The organism is Acetobacter sp. AC2005 (assembly GCF_037901235.1).
Lineage (GTDB): Bacteria > Pseudomonadota > Alphaproteobacteria > Acetobacterales > Acetobacteraceae > Acetobacter > Acetobacter oryzoeni.
The window spans coordinates 95,308-112,469 of the sequence record NZ_CP149625.1 but is presented as its reverse complement, the minus strand read 5'-3'; the positions used below and the strand labels follow the sequence as shown (position 1 = coordinate 112,469).

Annotated in this window: 17 protein-coding genes and 1 tRNA gene; 15 read left to right on the top strand and 3 right to left on the bottom strand. The window is 54.5% G+C overall.

Annotated elements, in window-relative coordinates:
* Positions 1-35: 35 nt before the first annotated feature.
* From QQM41_RS00575 to moaA, 4 genes are all read left to right on the top strand, one after another.
* Positions 36-122, top strand: a tRNA-Leu gene (locus tag QQM41_RS00575).
* Between the two features lie 337 nt (positions 123-459).
* Positions 460-1,350 carry a UTP--glucose-1-phosphate uridylyltransferase GalU gene (gene galU, locus QQM41_RS00570; protein WP_339077452.1) on the top strand — a complete coding sequence of 297 codons (891 nt, stop codon included), beginning with the start codon at positions 460-462 and terminating at the stop codon, positions 1,348-1,350.
* Positions 1,350-2,759, top strand: a complete 1,410-nt coding sequence (gene pgmG / locus QQM41_RS00565) for a phosphoglucomutase/phosphomannomutase PgmG (RefSeq protein ID WP_339077451.1) — start codon at positions 1,350-1,352, stop codon at positions 2,757-2,759. The genes galU and pgmG overlap by 1 nt, the downstream gene beginning before the upstream one ends.
* Positions 2,760-2,896: 137 nt before the next feature.
* On the top strand, positions 2,897-3,913 hold the full coding sequence (gene moaA, locus QQM41_RS00560; protein WP_339077450.1) for a GTP 3',8-cyclase MoaA: 1,017 nt from the start codon (positions 2,897-2,899) through the stop codon (positions 3,911-3,913).
* A 13-nt stretch (positions 3,914-3,926) separates the two neighbouring features.
* On the opposite strand, the gene QQM41_RS00555 is transcribed toward moaA, so the two are convergent.
* Complete coding sequence (locus QQM41_RS00555) at positions 3,927-4,802, bottom strand: methyltransferase domain-containing protein (protein ID WP_339077449.1); 876 nt, start codon at positions 4,800-4,802, stop codon at positions 3,927-3,929.
* A 72-nt stretch (positions 4,803-4,874) separates the two neighbouring features.
* Between QQM41_RS00555 and QQM41_RS00550 the strand changes: the two genes are divergently transcribed.
* From QQM41_RS00550 to QQM41_RS00530, 5 genes are all read left to right on the top strand, one after another.
* A complete protein-coding gene (locus QQM41_RS00550; protein WP_339077448.1) occupies positions 4,875-5,642 on the top strand; it encodes a ComF family protein in 768 nt (255 codons plus the stop codon).
* Between the two features lie 49 nt (positions 5,643-5,691).
* Positions 5,692-5,958, top strand: a complete 267-nt coding sequence (gene grxC, locus QQM41_RS00545; RefSeq protein ID WP_050819684.1) for a glutaredoxin 3 — start codon at positions 5,692-5,694, stop codon at positions 5,956-5,958.
* 19 nt (positions 5,959-5,977) lie between these two features.
* Entirely contained in the window at positions 5,978-6,463 is a 486-nt protein-coding gene (locus QQM41_RS00540; protein WP_339077447.1) for a DUF1178 family protein, read from the top strand.
* A gap of 132 nt (positions 6,464-6,595) precedes the next feature.
* Positions 6,596-7,108: a DUF2147 domain-containing protein gene (locus tag QQM41_RS00535; RefSeq protein WP_339077446.1), complete on the top strand. Its 513-nt coding sequence runs from the start codon at positions 6,596-6,598 to the stop codon at positions 7,106-7,108.
* A 31-nt stretch (positions 7,109-7,139) separates the two neighbouring features.
* Positions 7,140-8,402 (top strand): lactonase family protein, encoded by a 1,263-nt coding sequence (locus QQM41_RS00530; RefSeq protein WP_339077445.1) that lies wholly within the window; start codon positions 7,140-7,142, stop codon positions 8,400-8,402.
* Between the two features lie 53 nt (positions 8,403-8,455).
* On the opposite strand, the gene ubiG is transcribed toward QQM41_RS00530, so the two are convergent.
* Positions 8,456-9,196 (bottom strand): bifunctional 2-polyprenyl-6-hydroxyphenol methylase/3-demethylubiquinol 3-O-methyltransferase UbiG, encoded by a 741-nt coding sequence (gene ubiG, locus QQM41_RS00525; protein ID WP_050819688.1) that lies wholly within the window; start codon positions 9,194-9,196, stop codon positions 8,456-8,458.
* A gap of 172 nt (positions 9,197-9,368) precedes the next feature.
* Here ubiG and QQM41_RS00520 point away from each other — a divergent pair, with 172 nt between their 5' ends.
* The 6 genes from QQM41_RS00520 (at position 9,369) to prfA (ending at position 16,691) form a co-directional block, all read left to right on the top strand.
* Positions 9,369-10,622 (top strand): aspartate kinase, encoded by a 1,254-nt coding sequence (locus tag QQM41_RS00520; RefSeq protein WP_035362166.1) that lies wholly within the window; start codon positions 9,369-9,371, stop codon positions 10,620-10,622.
* Positions 10,615-11,697 (top strand): nitronate monooxygenase family protein, encoded by a 1,083-nt coding sequence (locus tag QQM41_RS00515; RefSeq protein ID WP_339078130.1) that lies wholly within the window; start codon positions 10,615-10,617, stop codon positions 11,695-11,697. Before QQM41_RS00520 ends, QQM41_RS00515 begins: the two co-directional genes overlap by 8 nt.
* Positions 11,690-12,964: a RodZ domain-containing protein gene (locus tag QQM41_RS00510; protein WP_339077444.1), complete on the top strand. Its 1,275-nt coding sequence runs from the start codon at positions 11,690-11,692 to the stop codon at positions 12,962-12,964. The genes QQM41_RS00515 and QQM41_RS00510 overlap by 8 nt, the downstream gene beginning before the upstream one ends.
* 136 nt (positions 12,965-13,100) lie before the next feature.
* Positions 13,101-14,261 (top strand): flavodoxin-dependent (E)-4-hydroxy-3-methylbut-2-enyl-diphosphate synthase, encoded by a 1,161-nt coding sequence (ispG, locus tag QQM41_RS00505; protein ID WP_050819690.1) that lies wholly within the window; start codon positions 13,101-13,103, stop codon positions 14,259-14,261.
* Between the two features lie 124 nt (positions 14,262-14,385).
* Positions 14,386-15,636 (top strand): histidine--tRNA ligase, encoded by a 1,251-nt coding sequence (hisS, locus tag QQM41_RS00500; protein WP_339077443.1) that lies wholly within the window; start codon positions 14,386-14,388, stop codon positions 15,634-15,636.
* Positions 15,633-16,691: a peptide chain release factor 1 gene (prfA, locus tag QQM41_RS00495; RefSeq protein ID WP_003628752.1), complete on the top strand. Its 1,059-nt coding sequence runs from the start codon at positions 15,633-15,635 to the stop codon at positions 16,689-16,691. Before hisS ends, prfA begins: the two co-directional genes overlap by 4 nt.
* On the opposite strand, the gene QQM41_RS00490 is transcribed toward prfA, so the two are convergent.
* Complete coding sequence (locus QQM41_RS00490; RefSeq protein WP_339077442.1) at positions 16,688-17,152, bottom strand: hypothetical protein; 465 nt, start codon at positions 17,150-17,152, stop codon at positions 16,688-16,690. The two genes, prfA and QQM41_RS00490, sit on opposite strands and share 4 nt — an antisense overlap.
* Between the last annotated feature and the right edge of the window lie 10 nt (positions 17,153-17,162).

Sequence of the window (17,162 nt, the reverse complement as noted above, 5' to 3'; positions counted from 1 at the left end):
CAACGGTATCGCTCTTCTGGTACCGATTGTCACGTGCGGCCGTGGCGGAATGGTAGACGCGCAAGCTTGAGGTGCTTGTGGGGGAATACCCCGTGGAAGTTCGAGTCTTCTCGGCCGCACCATATTTCTTCAAAAACAAAATAAAATCAGAGCAGTAAACAGCAGCAGAAGCTTCTGCCTGTTGGGCGCATATCTGTTCTGCTAGAGTATAATTCTGCATTTTTGTGCATGAATTGTCATATTCACGCCTCTCTTTTCCGGTTTTTAGAATAGGCGCATGGTTTTAGATGTGTAAAATAAAAGCCATGTAGAGTGTGGCCTAAAACACGCACACGCGTTTTTGCGCGTTGGGCGGGTTTTGTTGCATTCTTGATGAGCCGTGTTGTGGGCAGGGTGCTCTCTGCGGACAAGGTGGTTCTGATGGTTGAGGTTTAACCCGTTTTTTAAGGTGTTGTATTCGTGTCCAAACCCAAGCCTTTACGTAAAGCAGTCCTGCCTGTTGCGGGATTGGGAACGCGCTTTCTGCCCGCAACCAAGGCCATGCCAAAAGAAATGCTGCCTGTTGTTGACAGGCCGCTGATTCAGTATGCGATTGATGAAGCGCGTGAAGCCGGGATTGAAGAGTTCTGCCTGATTACAGGCCGCGGTAAGGACTCCCTTATTGATTACTTTGATATTGCTTATGAGCTGGAAGACACGCTCAGAGAGCGTCACAAGCTTGATTGCCTGAAAGCACTGGAACCCAGCTCTATTGAAGCAGGTTCTCTTATTGCTGTGCGTCAGCAGGAACCGCTGGGCCTTGGGCACGCCATCTGGTGCGCGCGCTCCTTTATTGGGGATGATCCGTTCGCTATCCTGCTGCCCGATGATATTGTGCAAGCCGCACCCGGCAAGGGCTGCCTGAAGCAGCTGGCCGATGCCTATAATGAAACAGGCGGCAGCGTTGTGGCGGTGACAGAAGTGCCACGTGAACAGACAAACCGTTACGGTATTCTGGATACAGGCAAGGATGATGGCCGCCTTGTTGAAGTGAAGGGCCTGGTTGAAAAGCCAAAGCCGGAAGATGCGCCTTCCAACCTGTCCATCATTGGCCGTTATGTGTTGACACCAGAAGTTATGCCGTATCTTTCCAAGCTGGAAAAAGGTGCAGGTGGTGAAGTGCAGCTTACAGATGCCATGGCAAAAACCATTGGTCAGGTGCCTTTTCACGGCTTGCGTTATGAAGGCACCCGCTATGATTGCGGCAACAAGCTTGGCTTCCTTGAAGCACAGGTGGCCTTTGCTCTGGAACGGCCTGATCTTGCTGATGGCGTGAAGGAATTTCTGAAAAAATACACAGATAAAATCTGATGTCTTTTGCGCATAGGTTTGAATCTACCAGCCTGCGCGAATACGATATTCGCGGCATTGTTGGTAAAACCCTTTCAACCGATGATGCGTTTGCCATAGGCCGCACCTTTGGTAGCCTTGTGCGCCGCAATGGCGGTAAAACGCTGGTTGTGGGCTATGATGGCCGCCTGTCTTCTCCTGCATTGGAGAAGGCATTGGTGCAAGGTGCCGTAGCGTGCGGGCTAAATGTAGTGCGTGTGGGGCGTGGCCCCACACCTCTGCTATATTATGGGTCTGTTATTCTTAAGGCTGATGGCGCCGTTATGGTGACAGGCAGCCATAATCCGCCAGATCACAACGGCTTTAAAATCACCTTGGCTGGCAAGCCTTTCTTCGGGGCCCAGATTCGGGAGCTGGGGGATCTATCTGCCAAGGGCGATGTGGTGCCAGAAGAAAAAGGCGCCGTGCGCGATGTGGATATTCGTGAAGACTATGTAGCACGCCTTGTAAGGGATTACGTTGGCGGACAGCGCAAGCTGAAAGTTGTCTGGGACAACGGCAACAGCTCCGCCGGTGAAGTTCTGGAAATGTTGGTAAAAAAGCTGCCGGGCGAGCACATTGTGCTGAACGCCAAAATTGACGGCACTTTTCCCGTGCATCATCCAGACCCAACGGTTGCTAAAAATCTGGAACAGCTTATCGCCTCTGTGCGTGAGCATCAGGCTGATTTGGGTATTGCATTTGATGGTGATGCAGACCGCATTGGCGTGGTGGATAATACAGGCGGCATTCTGTGGGGTGATCAGCTTCTTATTCTGCTGGCGCGCGATGTGTTAAAATCCCATTCCGGGGCCACCATTATTGCGGATGCCAAGGCCAGTCAGGTGCTGTTTGATGAAGTGGCAAAAGCCGGTGGCAAGCCATTGATGTGGCGTACAGGCCATTCGCTTATCAAATCCAAAATGGCGGAAACGGGTTCACCTCTGGCCGGTGAAATGTCGGGCCATATCTTCTTTGCAGATAAATGGTACGGCTTTGATGATGCCCTGTACGCCGGTGTGCGCGTGCTGGATATTGTTGCCCGGATGGATGCACCGCTTTCTGCTTTTCGTGAAGCATTGCCCAAAACCGTATCCACCCCGGAATTACGTTTTGAGTGTGATGACCACCGCAAGTTCAAAGTGATTGAGGAAGTTGCCGCACGCCTGCGTAAGGAAGGTGCTGATGTTTCCGAAATTGATGGTGTGCGTGTGAATACGCCAGATGGCTGGTGGCTGCTGCGGGCTTCTAACACGCAGGCCGTTCTGGTTGCGCGTGCAGAAGGTCCGACAGAAGCGTGTCTGGAACGCTTAAAGGAAGCTTTGGCGAAGCAGCTTGAACTTTCTGGTCTGCCGCGTCCTGATTTTTCAGGTAACAGCTCTGGCCACTAAGTTTTTAGGTTGGGCTTATAGGTAAAGCGGACGGCTCTTCGGGGCTGTCCGCTTTGCTATCACAAGCAATGTGTTTTTCCGTTACCAACCTTCAAACTGTCGTTTTATGTGGGGTTGGTTTCTGATATAGAGAACCAATGTTGTCCTCTTTAACGGACCCTGCCGGGCGGCGGATTTCTTACCTGCGTGTATCGGTAACAGACCGGTGCGACATGCGGTGCACATACTGCATGGCCGAACGCATGACCTTTCTGCCGCGCTCAGATGTTCTGGATTATGATGAACTGCTGCGCCTATGCCGTGTGTTTGTGCAGCACGGTGTGCGCCGCCTGCGTATAACAGGCGGAGAGCCTTTGGTGCGCCGTGATATTGGCCCGTTTTTTCAGGAACTGGGCTCATGGCTCAAACATTCCGATAATCGCGGCCAGTTGGAAGAACTCACTCTCACAACCAATGGCAGCCATTTGGCCCAGTATGCGCAAACCTTGTTTGATGCCGGTGTGCGCCGTGTGAATGTCAGCCTGGATACGTTGGATGAGGCACGTTTTGCCAAAATAACGCGCAGGGGCAAGCTGGCTGCCACGCTGGAAGGCATACGTGCCGCGCGGGATGTCGGGTTGGCACTGCGTATCAACACCGTTGCCATGGCCGGTGTGAATGATGATGAATTTGATACGCTGCTGGCATGGTGCGGAGAAATAGGCGCAGATTTGTGCCTGATTGAAACCATGCCAATGGGAGATACGGGGGAAGATCGCACATCCCGCTATCTGCCATTGCTAGATGTAAAGGCTGATTTATCCAAACGCTGGACACTTACGCCCATTCCAGATGTTACTGGTGGCCCAGCCCGATATTTGCGCGTAGGAGAAACCGGCAGAAGGCTGGGGCTGATTACCCCTATGAGCCATAATTTCTGCGCAACGTGTAATCGGGTGCGGTTATCTTGCACAGGGCGGCTTTATACCTGCTTGGGGCAGGAAGATGGGGCCGATTTGCGCAGTCTGATACGGGCTGGCGCAGATGATGCCGCATTGGAAAGAGCTATTCAGGATGCCATTGCCCGCAAACCCAAAGGGCATGATTTTCTGCTGGGCGCATCAGAAGCCGATGTTTCCGGCCCACAGCGGCATATGAGCGTTACGGGCGGTTAAAAAAGCCATTTGCTTATTGTTTGGTTAAAGGGCGTGGCTGCTGTTGCAGCACATCGTGTAGTGAGTGCGTAAATTGCCCCGGTGTAAGCGGTTGCGGCTGATTGCCAGAGGGAGACCACGCAGCAAGTATTGCCATATGTAATGGCATGCAGAAACTTCCTGCCTTTTCATCCTCCAGTTCATGCGCAGCCGCAGGAAACAGCAGGCGAGGAGGTATGGCACGAGAGCGTAAGGCAAGAGCGTTCGTTTCTCCCGCAGCGCGTAAATCTGCCATCAATGCCCGTAAGGAGCGGTAACGTAGCTCCAATGTTTCCGTATCGACCACAGGCAGCGCAAACCCGGCACGCTGAAGCAGGGAAACGCAGCTTTGCTGTGTGGGCAGCGGTGATACGCGGGGGGAAACACCATCGCTTAAAGCCAGTTCGGCCATTTCCAAGGCCTGTCGCAATGGTCTCAGCGTGGGTAAAATGGGAATGCTGGCCAAAAAAAGCCCATCAGGACGCAGGATAGAGCGGATTTGGTGGAACAGGCCTGGAAGATCATTCACCCAATGCAGGGAAAGGCTGGCAACCACCAGGTCAAAACTGCCGTGGGCAAAGGGCAGGCGCTCTTCATCTGCACATATGCTTGGGGTTGAGGCGCAACGGGCCTGTGCTTCAGAAAGGTCACACGCAATGGTTGGAATATTTCTATTTTTCAGCCCTTGGCAGATAATGCCCCGCCCACCAATATCCAGCGCGCTAGAAAATGAACGCATGACATCATCCAGCCGATCTAACAAAATATCCGCTGCGGCTTCCAGTATAGGGGCAGTGGTGCGCTGGGTGCGGGCAGCACGCTCACGGTGCAGTCTTACAGCTTTGCGATCAAAAATTACGGGCACATCCATTTTGCAACATGTGCGTGCTTCCCTGTGGTTTGCCAAGAACAGAGGCCGGGAAATTTTGCGTGAACCCCAGAAATGCAGGTGAAGATACGCAAGCTGGGCACAGCTTTGATGGATATTTTGTATCCTCCAAGTTGCGTGTTGTGTGGGGCAGATGTGGCCCAGCATGGGCTGACCTGCGCATCCTGCTTTGGTCGCTTACAGCCTATCAGCCGTCCATTTTGCAATGCTTGTGCAACGCCTCAGCCCTCGCAGGAAAGTTTGGGGCAGACGGGTTTGTGCGCTGCGTGTGAGCAACACCATCCTGCATGGCAACAGGCGCGGGCAGCTTTTGTTTATACAACAGCCGCCAGAGATCTGATTTTACAGCTTAAATATGCAGATAGAACAGAAAATGCCCGGTTTCTGGCGCAACGTATGGCCCAGATTGGGCAGGATATTCTGCCCCCAGATGTGTTGTTAATTCCTGTGCCAGTGCATAGGTGGCGCTTGCTGAGGCGCCGTTATAATCAGGCGGCGTTGTTGGCGGCTGAAGTGGCGCGCATAAAGCATTTACAGGTTGCGCCAGATGCCCTTATGCGTACGCGCGCAACAACAAAATTAGCTGGATTTTCTCGCAAGGAACGGCAGCAGGAAATGCAAAGCGCCATTACATTCAGGCCCAAATGGCAGCAAAAATTGCAGGGCCGTTCTGTTGTATTGGTGGATGATATGCTCACAACGGGTGCCACTGCTACGGCCTGCGTACAGGCGTTAAAGCAAGCGGGGGTATGTCATGTTAGCCTTTTGGTTGCGGGGCTGGTGCCTGCGCGGCCAGAAGTTGATATAAACCTGCCAGAATAGATGCACGGTATCAGAACCGGGCTTTCAAACATGCACAAGGAATACGCTTATGCCTGAAATCGAAATTTACACACAACGTGGATGCCCTTTTTGCGTGCGTGCTGTTGCGCTGCTGGAAAGCAAAAAGGTGCCGTTTAAGGAAATTAACGCACCCCGCGGCACGCAGGAACGCGAAGATGCCATCCGCCGTTCTGGTGGCAGCACAACAGTGCCTCAGGTTTTTGTAGGAGATAAGTGCTTGGGTGGATGTGATGATCTGATGTCACTAGAGCGGCAAGGCAAGCTGGATGCCGCTTTGGGCTTGGGCGAAAACTGAAGGCGGGAGGTAAAAGCGGATGATCTGTTATCAGCTCTGTTGCGCAAACGGACATACGTTTGAAGGCTGGTACCGGGATAGCGCCGCTTTTGCACGCTTAAAGCAGGAAAATTTGCTCAGCTGCGCCATCTGTGGCTCGTCCAAAGTGGAACAGGCCCTTATGGCGCCCGCTATTGTAAAGGGGCGCTCGCGCCCGAAAAAAGTGGAATCTTCGCAGTCTGAAGCAACGCCTCAGCAACAACCGGCAGCACCTGCCGCAACGCAACAGCCAGAACCTGTAACGCCAGATAATCTGATGAACGCTTTGCGCCAGATCAGAGCCGTGGTGGAAGAAAACTGCGAAAACGTAGGTTCCAATTTTGCGGATGAGGCCCTGCGTATTCATCATGGAGAAGCGCCAGAGCGCGGCATCTATGGGGATATGACGGCATCAGAGCGCGAAATGCTGGAAGATGAAGGGGTTGATGTGCTGCCGCTTCCGTGGGTACGCAAGACCGACAGCTGATTTTTCGGGGTTGTCGGAACAGTGCCAGGGGTGGCAGGCAGTGCTTACGGTGCCCAAATTAACAGGGCAGGCCAGCCAGTTATGTAAAAAAGTGTATGTTGGAAACAGGGCTGGGCGAAGGAGAAAGAGAGCATGAAAAACTTCATGACGCGCGGCGTTCAAACTGGAATTAAGGCTTTTTTTCTTTCGTCTGTATTAGGCATATCTGCGGCGCTGCTTCCTGCACTTTCTCAGCCTGCCAAGGCGGATTCTGCTGCCATGGGTGGGGAAGATAGCCTGATGGGCTATTGGCTGAGCCAAGATCATGACGGCGTTTTTAAAATTGAAAAATGCGGGGAAACCGTTTGTGGCCGGCTGATCGGGTTGCGTTACGATGGTACGGATGTGCCTAAGGGGCATGACGGAAAAACCGAGTGCAACCTGTTGATGCTAACGGATTTTCGCCCCCTAAAAGATGAAAAGAACAAGTGGGAGGGGAATATTCTGGACCCCGATAGCGGCCATAAGTATGACGCGCGCATCTGGTCTCCCCAATCTGGTGTTCTAAAGCTGCGCGGCTATCTGGGCCTGCCCATTTTTGGTGAAACCCAGACATGGACACGTTATTCCGGCCCGCCTATGGGGTCTGTCTGCAAGATGCCCTGAGCATACGCGAACCAAGGAGAAAAACAGGATTATGAGCGGCTCGTTTTCGCGTCGTGCTTTCGGGCTGGGTAGTCTGGCGTGTGGTTTTTTAGGAAGCGCCTATGCACGGGCAGACGATAATACGCCTGCGCCTGATAAGCAGGATGCCACAACGCCACCGCAGCCAGAGCGTATTTTATGTTATGTAGGCGGTTATACGCAGCACGGGCCACCGGGCGGCAATGGAGATGGTATTACGGTTTTTGAAATGGACCGTAAAACAGGCTCTCTCAACCATCTGAATACATTTACAGATGTTGCCAGCCCGTCGTTCATTGCGTTTTCTCCAGATAAGCGTTTTCTTTACGCCGTTAATGAAATCAATGATTTTGAAGGAAAAAATACCGGGGCAGTCACGGCGTTTTCGGTAGATCATGGTACGGGCGCGTTAACAAAGCTGAATACCGTTTCTTCCGGTGGGGCAGATCCGGCGCATCTGAGCGTCCATCCCTCATGCAAATACGTTATGGTTGCCAACTATACGGGGGGCAACTTTGCGCTGCTGCGTGTGCAGAAAGATGGTTCCTTAGGGGCAATGACAACCCTGATCCATAATACTGGCCCACGCATGCCTGATAGGGCATCGGATAATCCGCCGGGCAATTTTGCCATAAGCGATCATTCAGGCTCTCACCCGCATATGATCCACACAGATCCTTCTGGTCGCTTTGTGGCGGTGGCAGATGCTGGTCTGGACAGAATGTATGTATATGGCATCAATTTGGATGCGGGGCGTCTGTTCCCGGCCAAAAAGCCATTTACCACCATGACAGCCGGTTCAGCCCCGCGGCATTTTCAGTTTTCTGCAGATGGTTTGCGCCTGTACATTCTGTGCGAGCAGGATTCCAAGGTGGTGGTAGCGAACTTTGATGCCAAAACAGGGGATATCGCCCCGCAACAGGCTGTAAGCAGCCTGACGGCTCATTTCCGAGGCAGTACGTTGGCTGCGGGCATTCTGTTCTCACCCGATGAGCATTTCCTTTATGTCTCCAACCGCCTGGGCGATTCCCTTGCGGTGTTTCAGGTGGCCAAAGATGGTGGTCTGACATTGGTGGACGAAATCTGGACTCATGCCGATTACGGGCGTGCGCTCAAATTTGATCCATCTGGTAGCTATCTGTTCGTAGCCAATCAGCGGAGTGATTCCATCACATCTTTCCGGGTAGATAAAACCACAGGCAAGATTGGCTTTACGTGGGATTTTACCCCTATTGGAAGCCCAACCTGCTTTGAGTTTCTGACACTTCCTGCTTAACTTTGTGCGTAAGAAAGTGTCAGAAACATGCTGATAATAAACTAAATTATATATCAGTCTTTTTTGAAGGCTGCGATGTAGTTAATGCCCAAGTCCCGCGTTTCTTTCCAGCTACCAATGCCGGGTGCCATGCCAGAAATGGCGACCATCCGCAGGCCAGCGGCGCGGGCATAGCGGCCCAGTTCGGAAGGCTGGATAAACTTACGCCATTCATGCGTGCCCACAGGCAACAGGCGCAGCAGATATTCCGCCCCAATCTTGCCCACAGCCAAAGAGCGCAGGGTGCGGTTCATGGTAGAAACAATAACCGTGCCATTGGCATCTACAAGCTGAGCCAGCATGATCATAAATGCTTCAGGATCAGTGACATGCTCTATAATTTCTAAAGCCATAACGGCATCAAACTTGGCATGTTCGGCCACCAGTTCTTCTGCGCTGCCCTGACGATAGTGCAGCGTGCCAGAACCGGCAGGAAGCGGGTTGGCTTCCAGATGCGCCTGCGCGGCGGCAATGCCATTGGCCGATGCATCCAGCCCCAATACGTCATACCCGGCTTTTGCAAGAGCCTCACTGGCCAGCCCGGCGCCGCAGCCAATATCCAGCACATGCGGCTTGCGTGATTTGCGGCCACGCAGGGGCAGGTGGCGGCTGGCCCATTCAATCCGCAGGCCGTTCATGGCATGTAGGGGGCGCATGGGGCCTGTTGGATCCCACCACTTGTCTGCCAGAGCGCTAAAGCGGGCAATTTCCTCGGAAGAAACAGAGGAAGGCGCTTCCTCTCGGGTGGCGTGCATACAACAAATTCCTTTCCTGCTGGTCTCCCCGCTGGACGAAAGGGGGCCGGGAGAGGTATGTGACGCGGCTTGTGAAGCAGCGCAACCGTTCCCATGCGTCTTTTCCGCTATGCAGGTGGCGGGAAGGGCTGGTGCAATGCGTTTTACGGCCTGTTTGGTGGAGAATAAAGCTATGTCCGGTTCCGCACCCCGGATTGTCATGAAATTCGGCGGGACATCCGTGGGGGATCTTGACCGAATCAGAGCCGTGGCCGAACGCGTCAAAAAACAGAAAGACGCAGGCTGCGATGTGCTGGTGGTTGTTTCAGCCATGGCAGGGGAAACCAACCGTCTGGTTGGGTTCTGTCAGTCTCTTTCTCCTTTGTATGATGCGCGCGAATACGATGCCGTTGTGGCAACGGGTGAGCAGGTTACCAGCGGTTTGCTGGCCATTGCCCTGCAAAAACTTGGCGTGCCCTCTCGCTCCTTTGCCGGATGGCAGGTCCCCATTCTTACGGATTCCCTGCACGGCAAGGCCAGCCTCGATTCGATAGATGGCGCACGCCTGCTGGGCAGCATGGCCGAAGGCATGGTGCCTGTTGTGGCCGGTTTTCAGGGTGTGGGGCCAGATGGCCGCGTAACCACGCTGGGGCGTGGTGGCTCGGATACATCTGCCGTGGCGCTTGCTGCCGCCATTAAGGCGGATCGGTGCGATATCTACACAGATGTGGATGGTATTTACACCACAGACCCCAGAATCGTGCCCAAGGCGCGCAAGCTGGACAAAATTACGTATGAAGAAATGCTGGAGCTGGCATCTGTTGGCGCCAAGGTGCTGCAAACACGCAGCGTAGGCCTTGCCATGCGTGAGCGCGTGCGTGTGCAGGTGCTTTCCAGCTTTGAAGATGGCCCCGCAGTGATGGAAGGTCACCTTCCTGGCTCTATGGTGGTGGATGAGGACGAAATCGTGGAAAAGAAACTGGTCACCGGCATTGCCTACTCCCGTGATGAAGCCAAGCTGTCGGTTCGGCGCATTCCTGACCGTCCGGGCATTGCGGCGGCAATTTTTGGCCCGCTGAGCGAAGCCAACGTGAATGTGGACATGATTGTGCAGAGCACGGGTGCCGATGGCACCACGAACATGACCTTCACCACCAGCAAGACCGATCTGCCGCGTGCTATCAGCATTCTGGAAAGCGTGCGTGGCGCTGTGCAGTATGAAGAACTGCAAACAGACCCGGATATCGTGAAGGTGAGCGTAGTTGGCAGCGGCATGCGTTCTCACGCAGGTGTGGCCAGCACCATGTTCCGCACGTTGTCTGAACGCTCCATCAACATTCAGGCTATCTCCACCAGCGAAATCAAGGTTTCCGTGCTGGTGGCAGCAGAATATGCCGAACTGGCAGTGCGTGCGCTGCACACGGCCTATGGTCTTGATGATGTCTGATATTGCAAGCAGCCTGAACCCCGCGCCAACATCAGAAGAATGGCAACGCGCCCGCTCACGGCTGGATAAGCTGTGGCAGCGTGGAACGGATTTTCTGGGCACGCCTTACGCCATTCTGGCCGGGGCGATGTCTTGGGTGAGTGAACGCCACCTTGTATCCGCCATTTCCAACGCAGGCGGGTTTGGCGTGATTGCCTGTGGCGCGATGGAACCAGCCCGTCTGGCTGAGGAAATTGCCGCCACCCGTGCGCTGACAGACCGGCCTTTTGGTGTGAACCTGATTACCATGCACCCCAAGCTGGATGAGCTGGTGCAGGTGTGTCTGGATGCCAAGGTGGGCCATATTGTGCTGGCAGGTGGTATTCCGCCCAGCTCAGCCATTAAGGCTGCCAAGGATGGTGGTGCCAAGGTTATTGGTTTTGCCCCTGCATTGGTGTTGGCCAAGCGGCTGATCAAGATGGGCGTGGATGCGCTGGTGATTGAAGGCGCAGAAGCAGGCGGCCATATCGGCCCCGTTTCCCTGACTGTGCTGGCGCAGGAAATTCTGCCGCATATTCAGAACGTGCCGGTTTTTGTGGCTGGCGGCCTTGGCCGGGGTGATGCGCTGGTTTCCTATCTGGAGCAGGGCGCTGCTGGTGGTCAGTTCGGCACACGTTTTGCCGCGGCAGAGGAAAGCATTGCCCACGAAAACTTTAAAAAAGCTTTTGTGCGGGCCAATGCGCGAGATGCCACAACCTCGGTGCAGCTTGATGAGCGCTTTCCGGTTATTCCGGTGCGGGCCATCAGCAATGAGGGCGGGCGCAAATTTGTGGCGCATCAGGCTGATGTTATCCGCCGCTTTCAGGCCGGTGATCTCACGCGGGAAGATGCTCAGCTGGAAATCGAACATTTCTGGGCTGGCGCTTTGCGGCGTGCGGTTATTGAAGGGGATGTGGAAGAAGGCTCTGTTATGGCCGGGCAATCTGTTGGCATGGTAAAATCCGTGCAGCCAGTGGCCCAGATTATTGCTGACCTGATAGATCAGGCCGTGATAGCGCTGATCCGTCAACAACGCCGCATGGATGCTGATGGCTGAAAACGCCCCAAGTTCTGAACAGGAGCAGCCGGCTGCTCTGCCTCCGCTCCCCGATGTTGGTACATACGGGGTAGGGGGCGCGCTGCGCAAACGCCGCGAACAGCTTGGCTGGTCCTTGGAGGATGTTGCCGCGTATCTGCGCATCCGTGATGCGTATCTGGATGCGCTGGAAACCGGAAAAGCGGATGTGCTTCCGGCGGAAGTGTACACGCTTGGGTTTTTGCGGGCCTATGCGCAGGCTTTGGGGTTTGATCCAACCCCCATGGTGGAGCGTTACAGGCTGGAAACGCGCAACGCCATTCGGCAGCCAGAACTTGTGTTTCCAGATCCACCGCCGGATCGGCGTATTCCACCGGCTGTGTCCATCTCTCTTGGGCTTGCGGTTATTCTGGCCAGCTATGTGGGCTGGTATTATTTTACGGGGCACACGCCCCCTGCGCCTGAGCGCGTGCCGCCTGTGGCAAGCCTTCTGCCCGGTGAGCAGACGCATAATGCGCCTTCTCCGCAAGTGGCTTCCATTTTGCCCGATAAAAGTGCTGTTCCGGCACCTTTGCCGCCATCTCCGCAGCCTAAGCTACCCAGTGCTGAACAGGCATTGAATGCGCAAGGTGCGACAAGTGTTTCGCCTGAAAGTGGCGTAGCGCCCGACACACACCAGCCGGGTGAGGATGTTGGCACGCCAGTTGCGCAAGCTCCCCAGCAACCCAATGTGCAAACGCCACCTCCGGCAACGCCAGAAGTTCCTTCTACTGCCGTTGCAGATAATCAGATCGTGCTGAAGGCCTTGGCCGCCAGTTGGGTGCAGGTAAAGGATGCCAACGGCAAGGTTGTGTATGACCACATTCTGCAACCCGATGAGGAATGGAATGTGCCGGTTGAGGGTGGGCCTTATAGCCTTACCGTAGGCAATGCCGGTGGTGTGGTTTTGCGTATGGGAGAACTGGTTACAGCGCCTTTGGGGCGCAATGGTGCCGTACGCCGCAAAATGGTGCTCACGCCACAAGGTGTGCGTGATGGTACATTGGCCGCACCTGCTGCGCAAAATAATGTTGTCATACTGCCTGCGCATGCAGATGTTGCAGCCCCTGTGCCCAATGCGGTATTAGGAACAACAACAGATGCGCAGACAGATCTGGCAGCCTCGGAACAGGCGCTTAAGCCCAAGGAAACTGCACCCCGGCCACGCCGCCGGGCCGCACCCGTGCAAGCCGAACCAAGCGCTGATGATTTGAATGCGCGCCAGCTTCAGGGCATGGGTTCGCACTAGAATGGCACCCTCGCGCGTATTATGTGTAGCCAAATGGTCCTGATTTTGGCAGGAAAACACCAAACGCAATGGAGAACGCCGTGTGGCCGAACACGGCAGCTTCCCTCAACTGTCGTTTTCGACAAAAGGATGTAAAATGAGCGGCTACCGGCCTTACCAGCATATCGAGCGTCGGAAATCTCGGCAGATCCATGTCGGCAAGGTAGCCGTCGGTGGTGATGCGCCGATTTCCGTCCAGACCATGACCAACACCCTCACCACCGATGCACAGGCCACAATCGAGCAGATTCGCCGTGCAGAAATGGCAGGTGTGGATATTGTGCGTGTGTCCTGCCCGGATGAAGAAAGCACCAAAGCGCTGGAAGAAATTGTAAAGGAAGTGAACGTGCCTATCGTGGCCGATATTCACTTCCACTACAAACGCGCTATTGAAGCTGCAAAAGCAGGTGCCGCCTGCCTGCGTATCAACCCCGGCAATATCGGCAGCGCCGAGCGTGTGCGTGAAGTGGTTAAGGCCGCCAAGGATTACGGCTGTTCCATCCGTATTGGTGTAAACGCCGGGTCACTGGAAAAGCATCTGCTTGAAAAATACGGTGAGCCAAACCCCGATGCGCTGGTAGAAAGCGCTCTGGAACACGCCAAAATTCTGGAAGACCATGACTTCCGTGAATTTAAGATCAGCGTGAAGGCATCGGACGTCTTCATGGCTGTGGCGGCTTATCAGCAGTTGGCAGAAGCCTGCGATTATCCGCTGCACATCGGTATTACAGAGGCAGGTAGCAAGCGTGCCGGCACTGTAAAATCCTCCATTGGTCTGGGCAATCTGCTGTGGGCCGGTGTGGGTGACACCATGCGTGTTTCTCTTTCTGCAGCACCGGAAGAAGAAGTGCTGGTGGGCTGGGATATTCTGAAGTCCCTCGGCCTGCGCCACCGTGGCGTTAAGATTATTTCCTGCCCATCCTGCGCACGTCAGGGCTTTAACGTGGTGGAAACAGTGCAGACGCTGGAAGACCGGCTGGCGCATATTAAAACCCCGCTTACCCTGTCCATCATCGGGTGCGTGGTGAACGGCCCGGGTGAAGCCCTGCTGACAGATCTGGGCGTAACCGGCGGTGGTTCTGGCCGCCATATGGTGTATGCCGGCGGCAAGCAGGATCATACCGTGCCTGCGGCTGACATGATCGAACATGTTGTAGAACTGGTAGAAGAGCGCGTTGCAGCTATTCAGGCAGAAGAAGCCAAGGAAAAGCAGGAAGGCAAGGCGCAGGAACTGCCAGACATGGCATCTGCCAACTAAGCATTCAACATTCTCCCCCTGCTTTGGGCCAAAAGGTGCGGGCAGGGGCAGACGTGCCATTTAAACAGCAAAAAACACCACGCCAGCCAAGGTGACGGGTGCCGTGGTGTGGGAATATGTATTCGTGAGCAGCATTCAGCCCGTAAGAGGAACGCACGACCTTATTGGAGAAGACCAGCGCCGCCACGCGCATGTGGTAGACACAGCGCGCCGGATTGCAGGTGTTTACGGGTTTGATGAATGGGCAACCCCGATTTTTGAAGATACGCGGGTTTTCTCCCGCTCCTTGGGGGATACGTCCGATGTTGTTTCCAAGGAAATGTATTCCTTCAGCGATCGGGATGGTGAAAGCCTGACATTGCGACCAGAAGGCACGGCAGCCATTTGCCGCGCTTTGGTGACCAATGCGCTTACGCAGTCTCTCCCACAAAAAGTGTTTTATGCTGGCCCCATGTTCCGGCATGAACGGCCCCAGAAAGGGCGGTATCGCCAGTTTCACCAAATTGGTGCAGAGCTTCTGGGCGCAGCAGAACCTCTGGCAGATGCAGAAGCCATTGCCATGGGGTACGAAGTGCTCAAGGCACTCGGTATTGCAGATTACGTTACCCTTGAACTGAATACGTTGGGTGATGCCGCTAGCCGTGATGCGTGGCGTGATGCTCTGGTGGCGTATTTTTCTGCTCATAAGGACAAACTGTCCGAAGACAGCCTGACCCGCTTGGAAAAGAACCCGCTGCGTATTCTGGATAGCAAGGATGCGGGCGACAAGGTTCTGGTGGCGGATGCGCCCATGATGGCGGAATTCCTTACGCCAGAAGCACGTGCGTTCTGGGATGATCTGCGCAACAAGCTGGATGTGTTTGGCATTGCCTACACCGTAAACCCCAGCATTGTGCGCGGGCTGGATTACTACAACCACACCACGTTTGAGTTTGTAACCAACCGCTTGGGGTCTCAGGGCACAGTGCTGGCTGGTGGCCGGTATGATGGCTTGGTGAAACAGATGGGCGGCCCGGAAGTGCCAGCTATTGGCTGGGCTGCGGGTATTGAGCGCCTGTCCATGCTGCTGGAACAGGTGCCCGCAGCACCGCGCTCGGTTGTGCTGGTGCCCGTTGGCACGCCGGATGAAAGCGCAGTTGTGCAGATTTTGCAGGGTTTGCGCAGGCAGGGCGTGAGAACAGAAATTGGCTATAAGGGCTCACTGCGCAAACGCATGGAGCGTGCGGGCAAGCAGAACGCCAGCCACGTGCTTTTCCTTGGTGAAGATGAACTGGCCAAAGGTCTGTTCCGTGTGAAAAACATGGAAACAGGGGCGGAGCAGGAAGTCTCTCGCGATACGCTGCTTTCTAAAGCGCAAGACGTATTTGCGGCATGAAGTTTGACGAACGGTTAGACCAGATTGTTAGCCGCGCGCTTGAACTGGAAGCGCAGCTAGCAAGTGGTCTGAATGGTGAGGCCTTTACTCAGGCCTCACGCGAGTATGCTGAAATCGAACCCGTTGTGGCGCGTATCAACGCCCTGCGCGGGGTGGAAGACGGCATTCAGCAAGCCGAACAGCTTTTGGCAGATCCGGAAATGAAGGAACTGGCAGAAGCTGAGCTGGCCGAATTGCGTGAGCAACTTCCGCAGTTGCAAAAGGATGTGCGCCTGTCTCTGCTGCCAAAAGATGTGGCAGATGCGCGCAGTGCTATTCTGGAAGTGCGCCCCGCAGCTGGGGGCGATGAAGCAGGCCTGTTCGCTGCCGAGCTGTTTGATATGTACCGCCGCTATGCCGATCTGAATGGCTGGCGCTTTACCGTTATGGATTATGACGAAAGTGAGCTGGGCGGTTTGCGTGAAGGCATTGCCGAAATTAACGGCAAAGGCGTGTTTGCGCGGTTGAAGTATGAATCCGGTGTGCACCGGGTGCAGCGTGTGCCTGCTACGGAAAGCCAGGGCCGTATTCATACATCCACAGTTACGGTAGCCGTGTTGCCGGAAGCCGAAGAAGTGGATGTAGATATTAACGAAACAGACCTGCGGGTAGATGTGTTTCGGGCTTCTGGCGCGGGTGGGCAGCACGTGAATAAGACGGAAAGTGCCGTACGCCTTACCCATATGCCCAGTGGCATTGTGGTTTCCATGCAGGAAGAAAAAAGCCAGCATAAGAACCGCGCCAAGGCCATGAAAATTTTGCGGGCGCGTTTGTATGAGCGTGAAAGGGCGCAGGCGCATGCCAACCGGGCGGCAGACAGGCGTTCTCAGGTCGGTACGGGTGATAGATCAGAGCGTATTCGTACCTATAACTTCCCGCAGGGGCGTGTCACAGACCATCGGATCAACCTGACACTTTATAAAATTGATCGTGTCATGTTGGGGGAACTGGATGAGTTTGTGGATGCCCTCACGCAGGAAGAACAGGCAGCATTGCTGGCGGCTGAAGGTTTTTAACTAATAGGTGCGGCACATACGCCAGAACGGCCGGGATGATGCTCTGCCGCTTCTGGCGCATTGGGGTCTGTTAAAAAGAATTCGGTAAAATTGTCAGAACCCAAGGCATAAAAATGGTGGCCATCGGGGTTGTGGAGCGTGCCATCGCTATCCACCTCATGGGTTTCCACCCGCCCTTCGGGGGAGCGAATGGTGATCTCACCACATAAGGTATAGGTGTGGTCTAACCGACCCATAGGGGTGGTGATTTTTACCGTTTTTTCCTGATTTTTGTCATCCAGCCGGATCACGCTGACAAGTTTGCCATCTAGATAGATGCGTGAAACTTCTGAAATTTCAGCATCAGCTTTGCCGTCTGTTACCGTAAACTCACCTGCATATGCGTACGAAAATGGCAGCATTGCCAAAAGGGTGAGCAAGCAGGTGGTTGTGTGCTGGATGCGGCGGAAAAATTGGGGCATTGATGTCTAA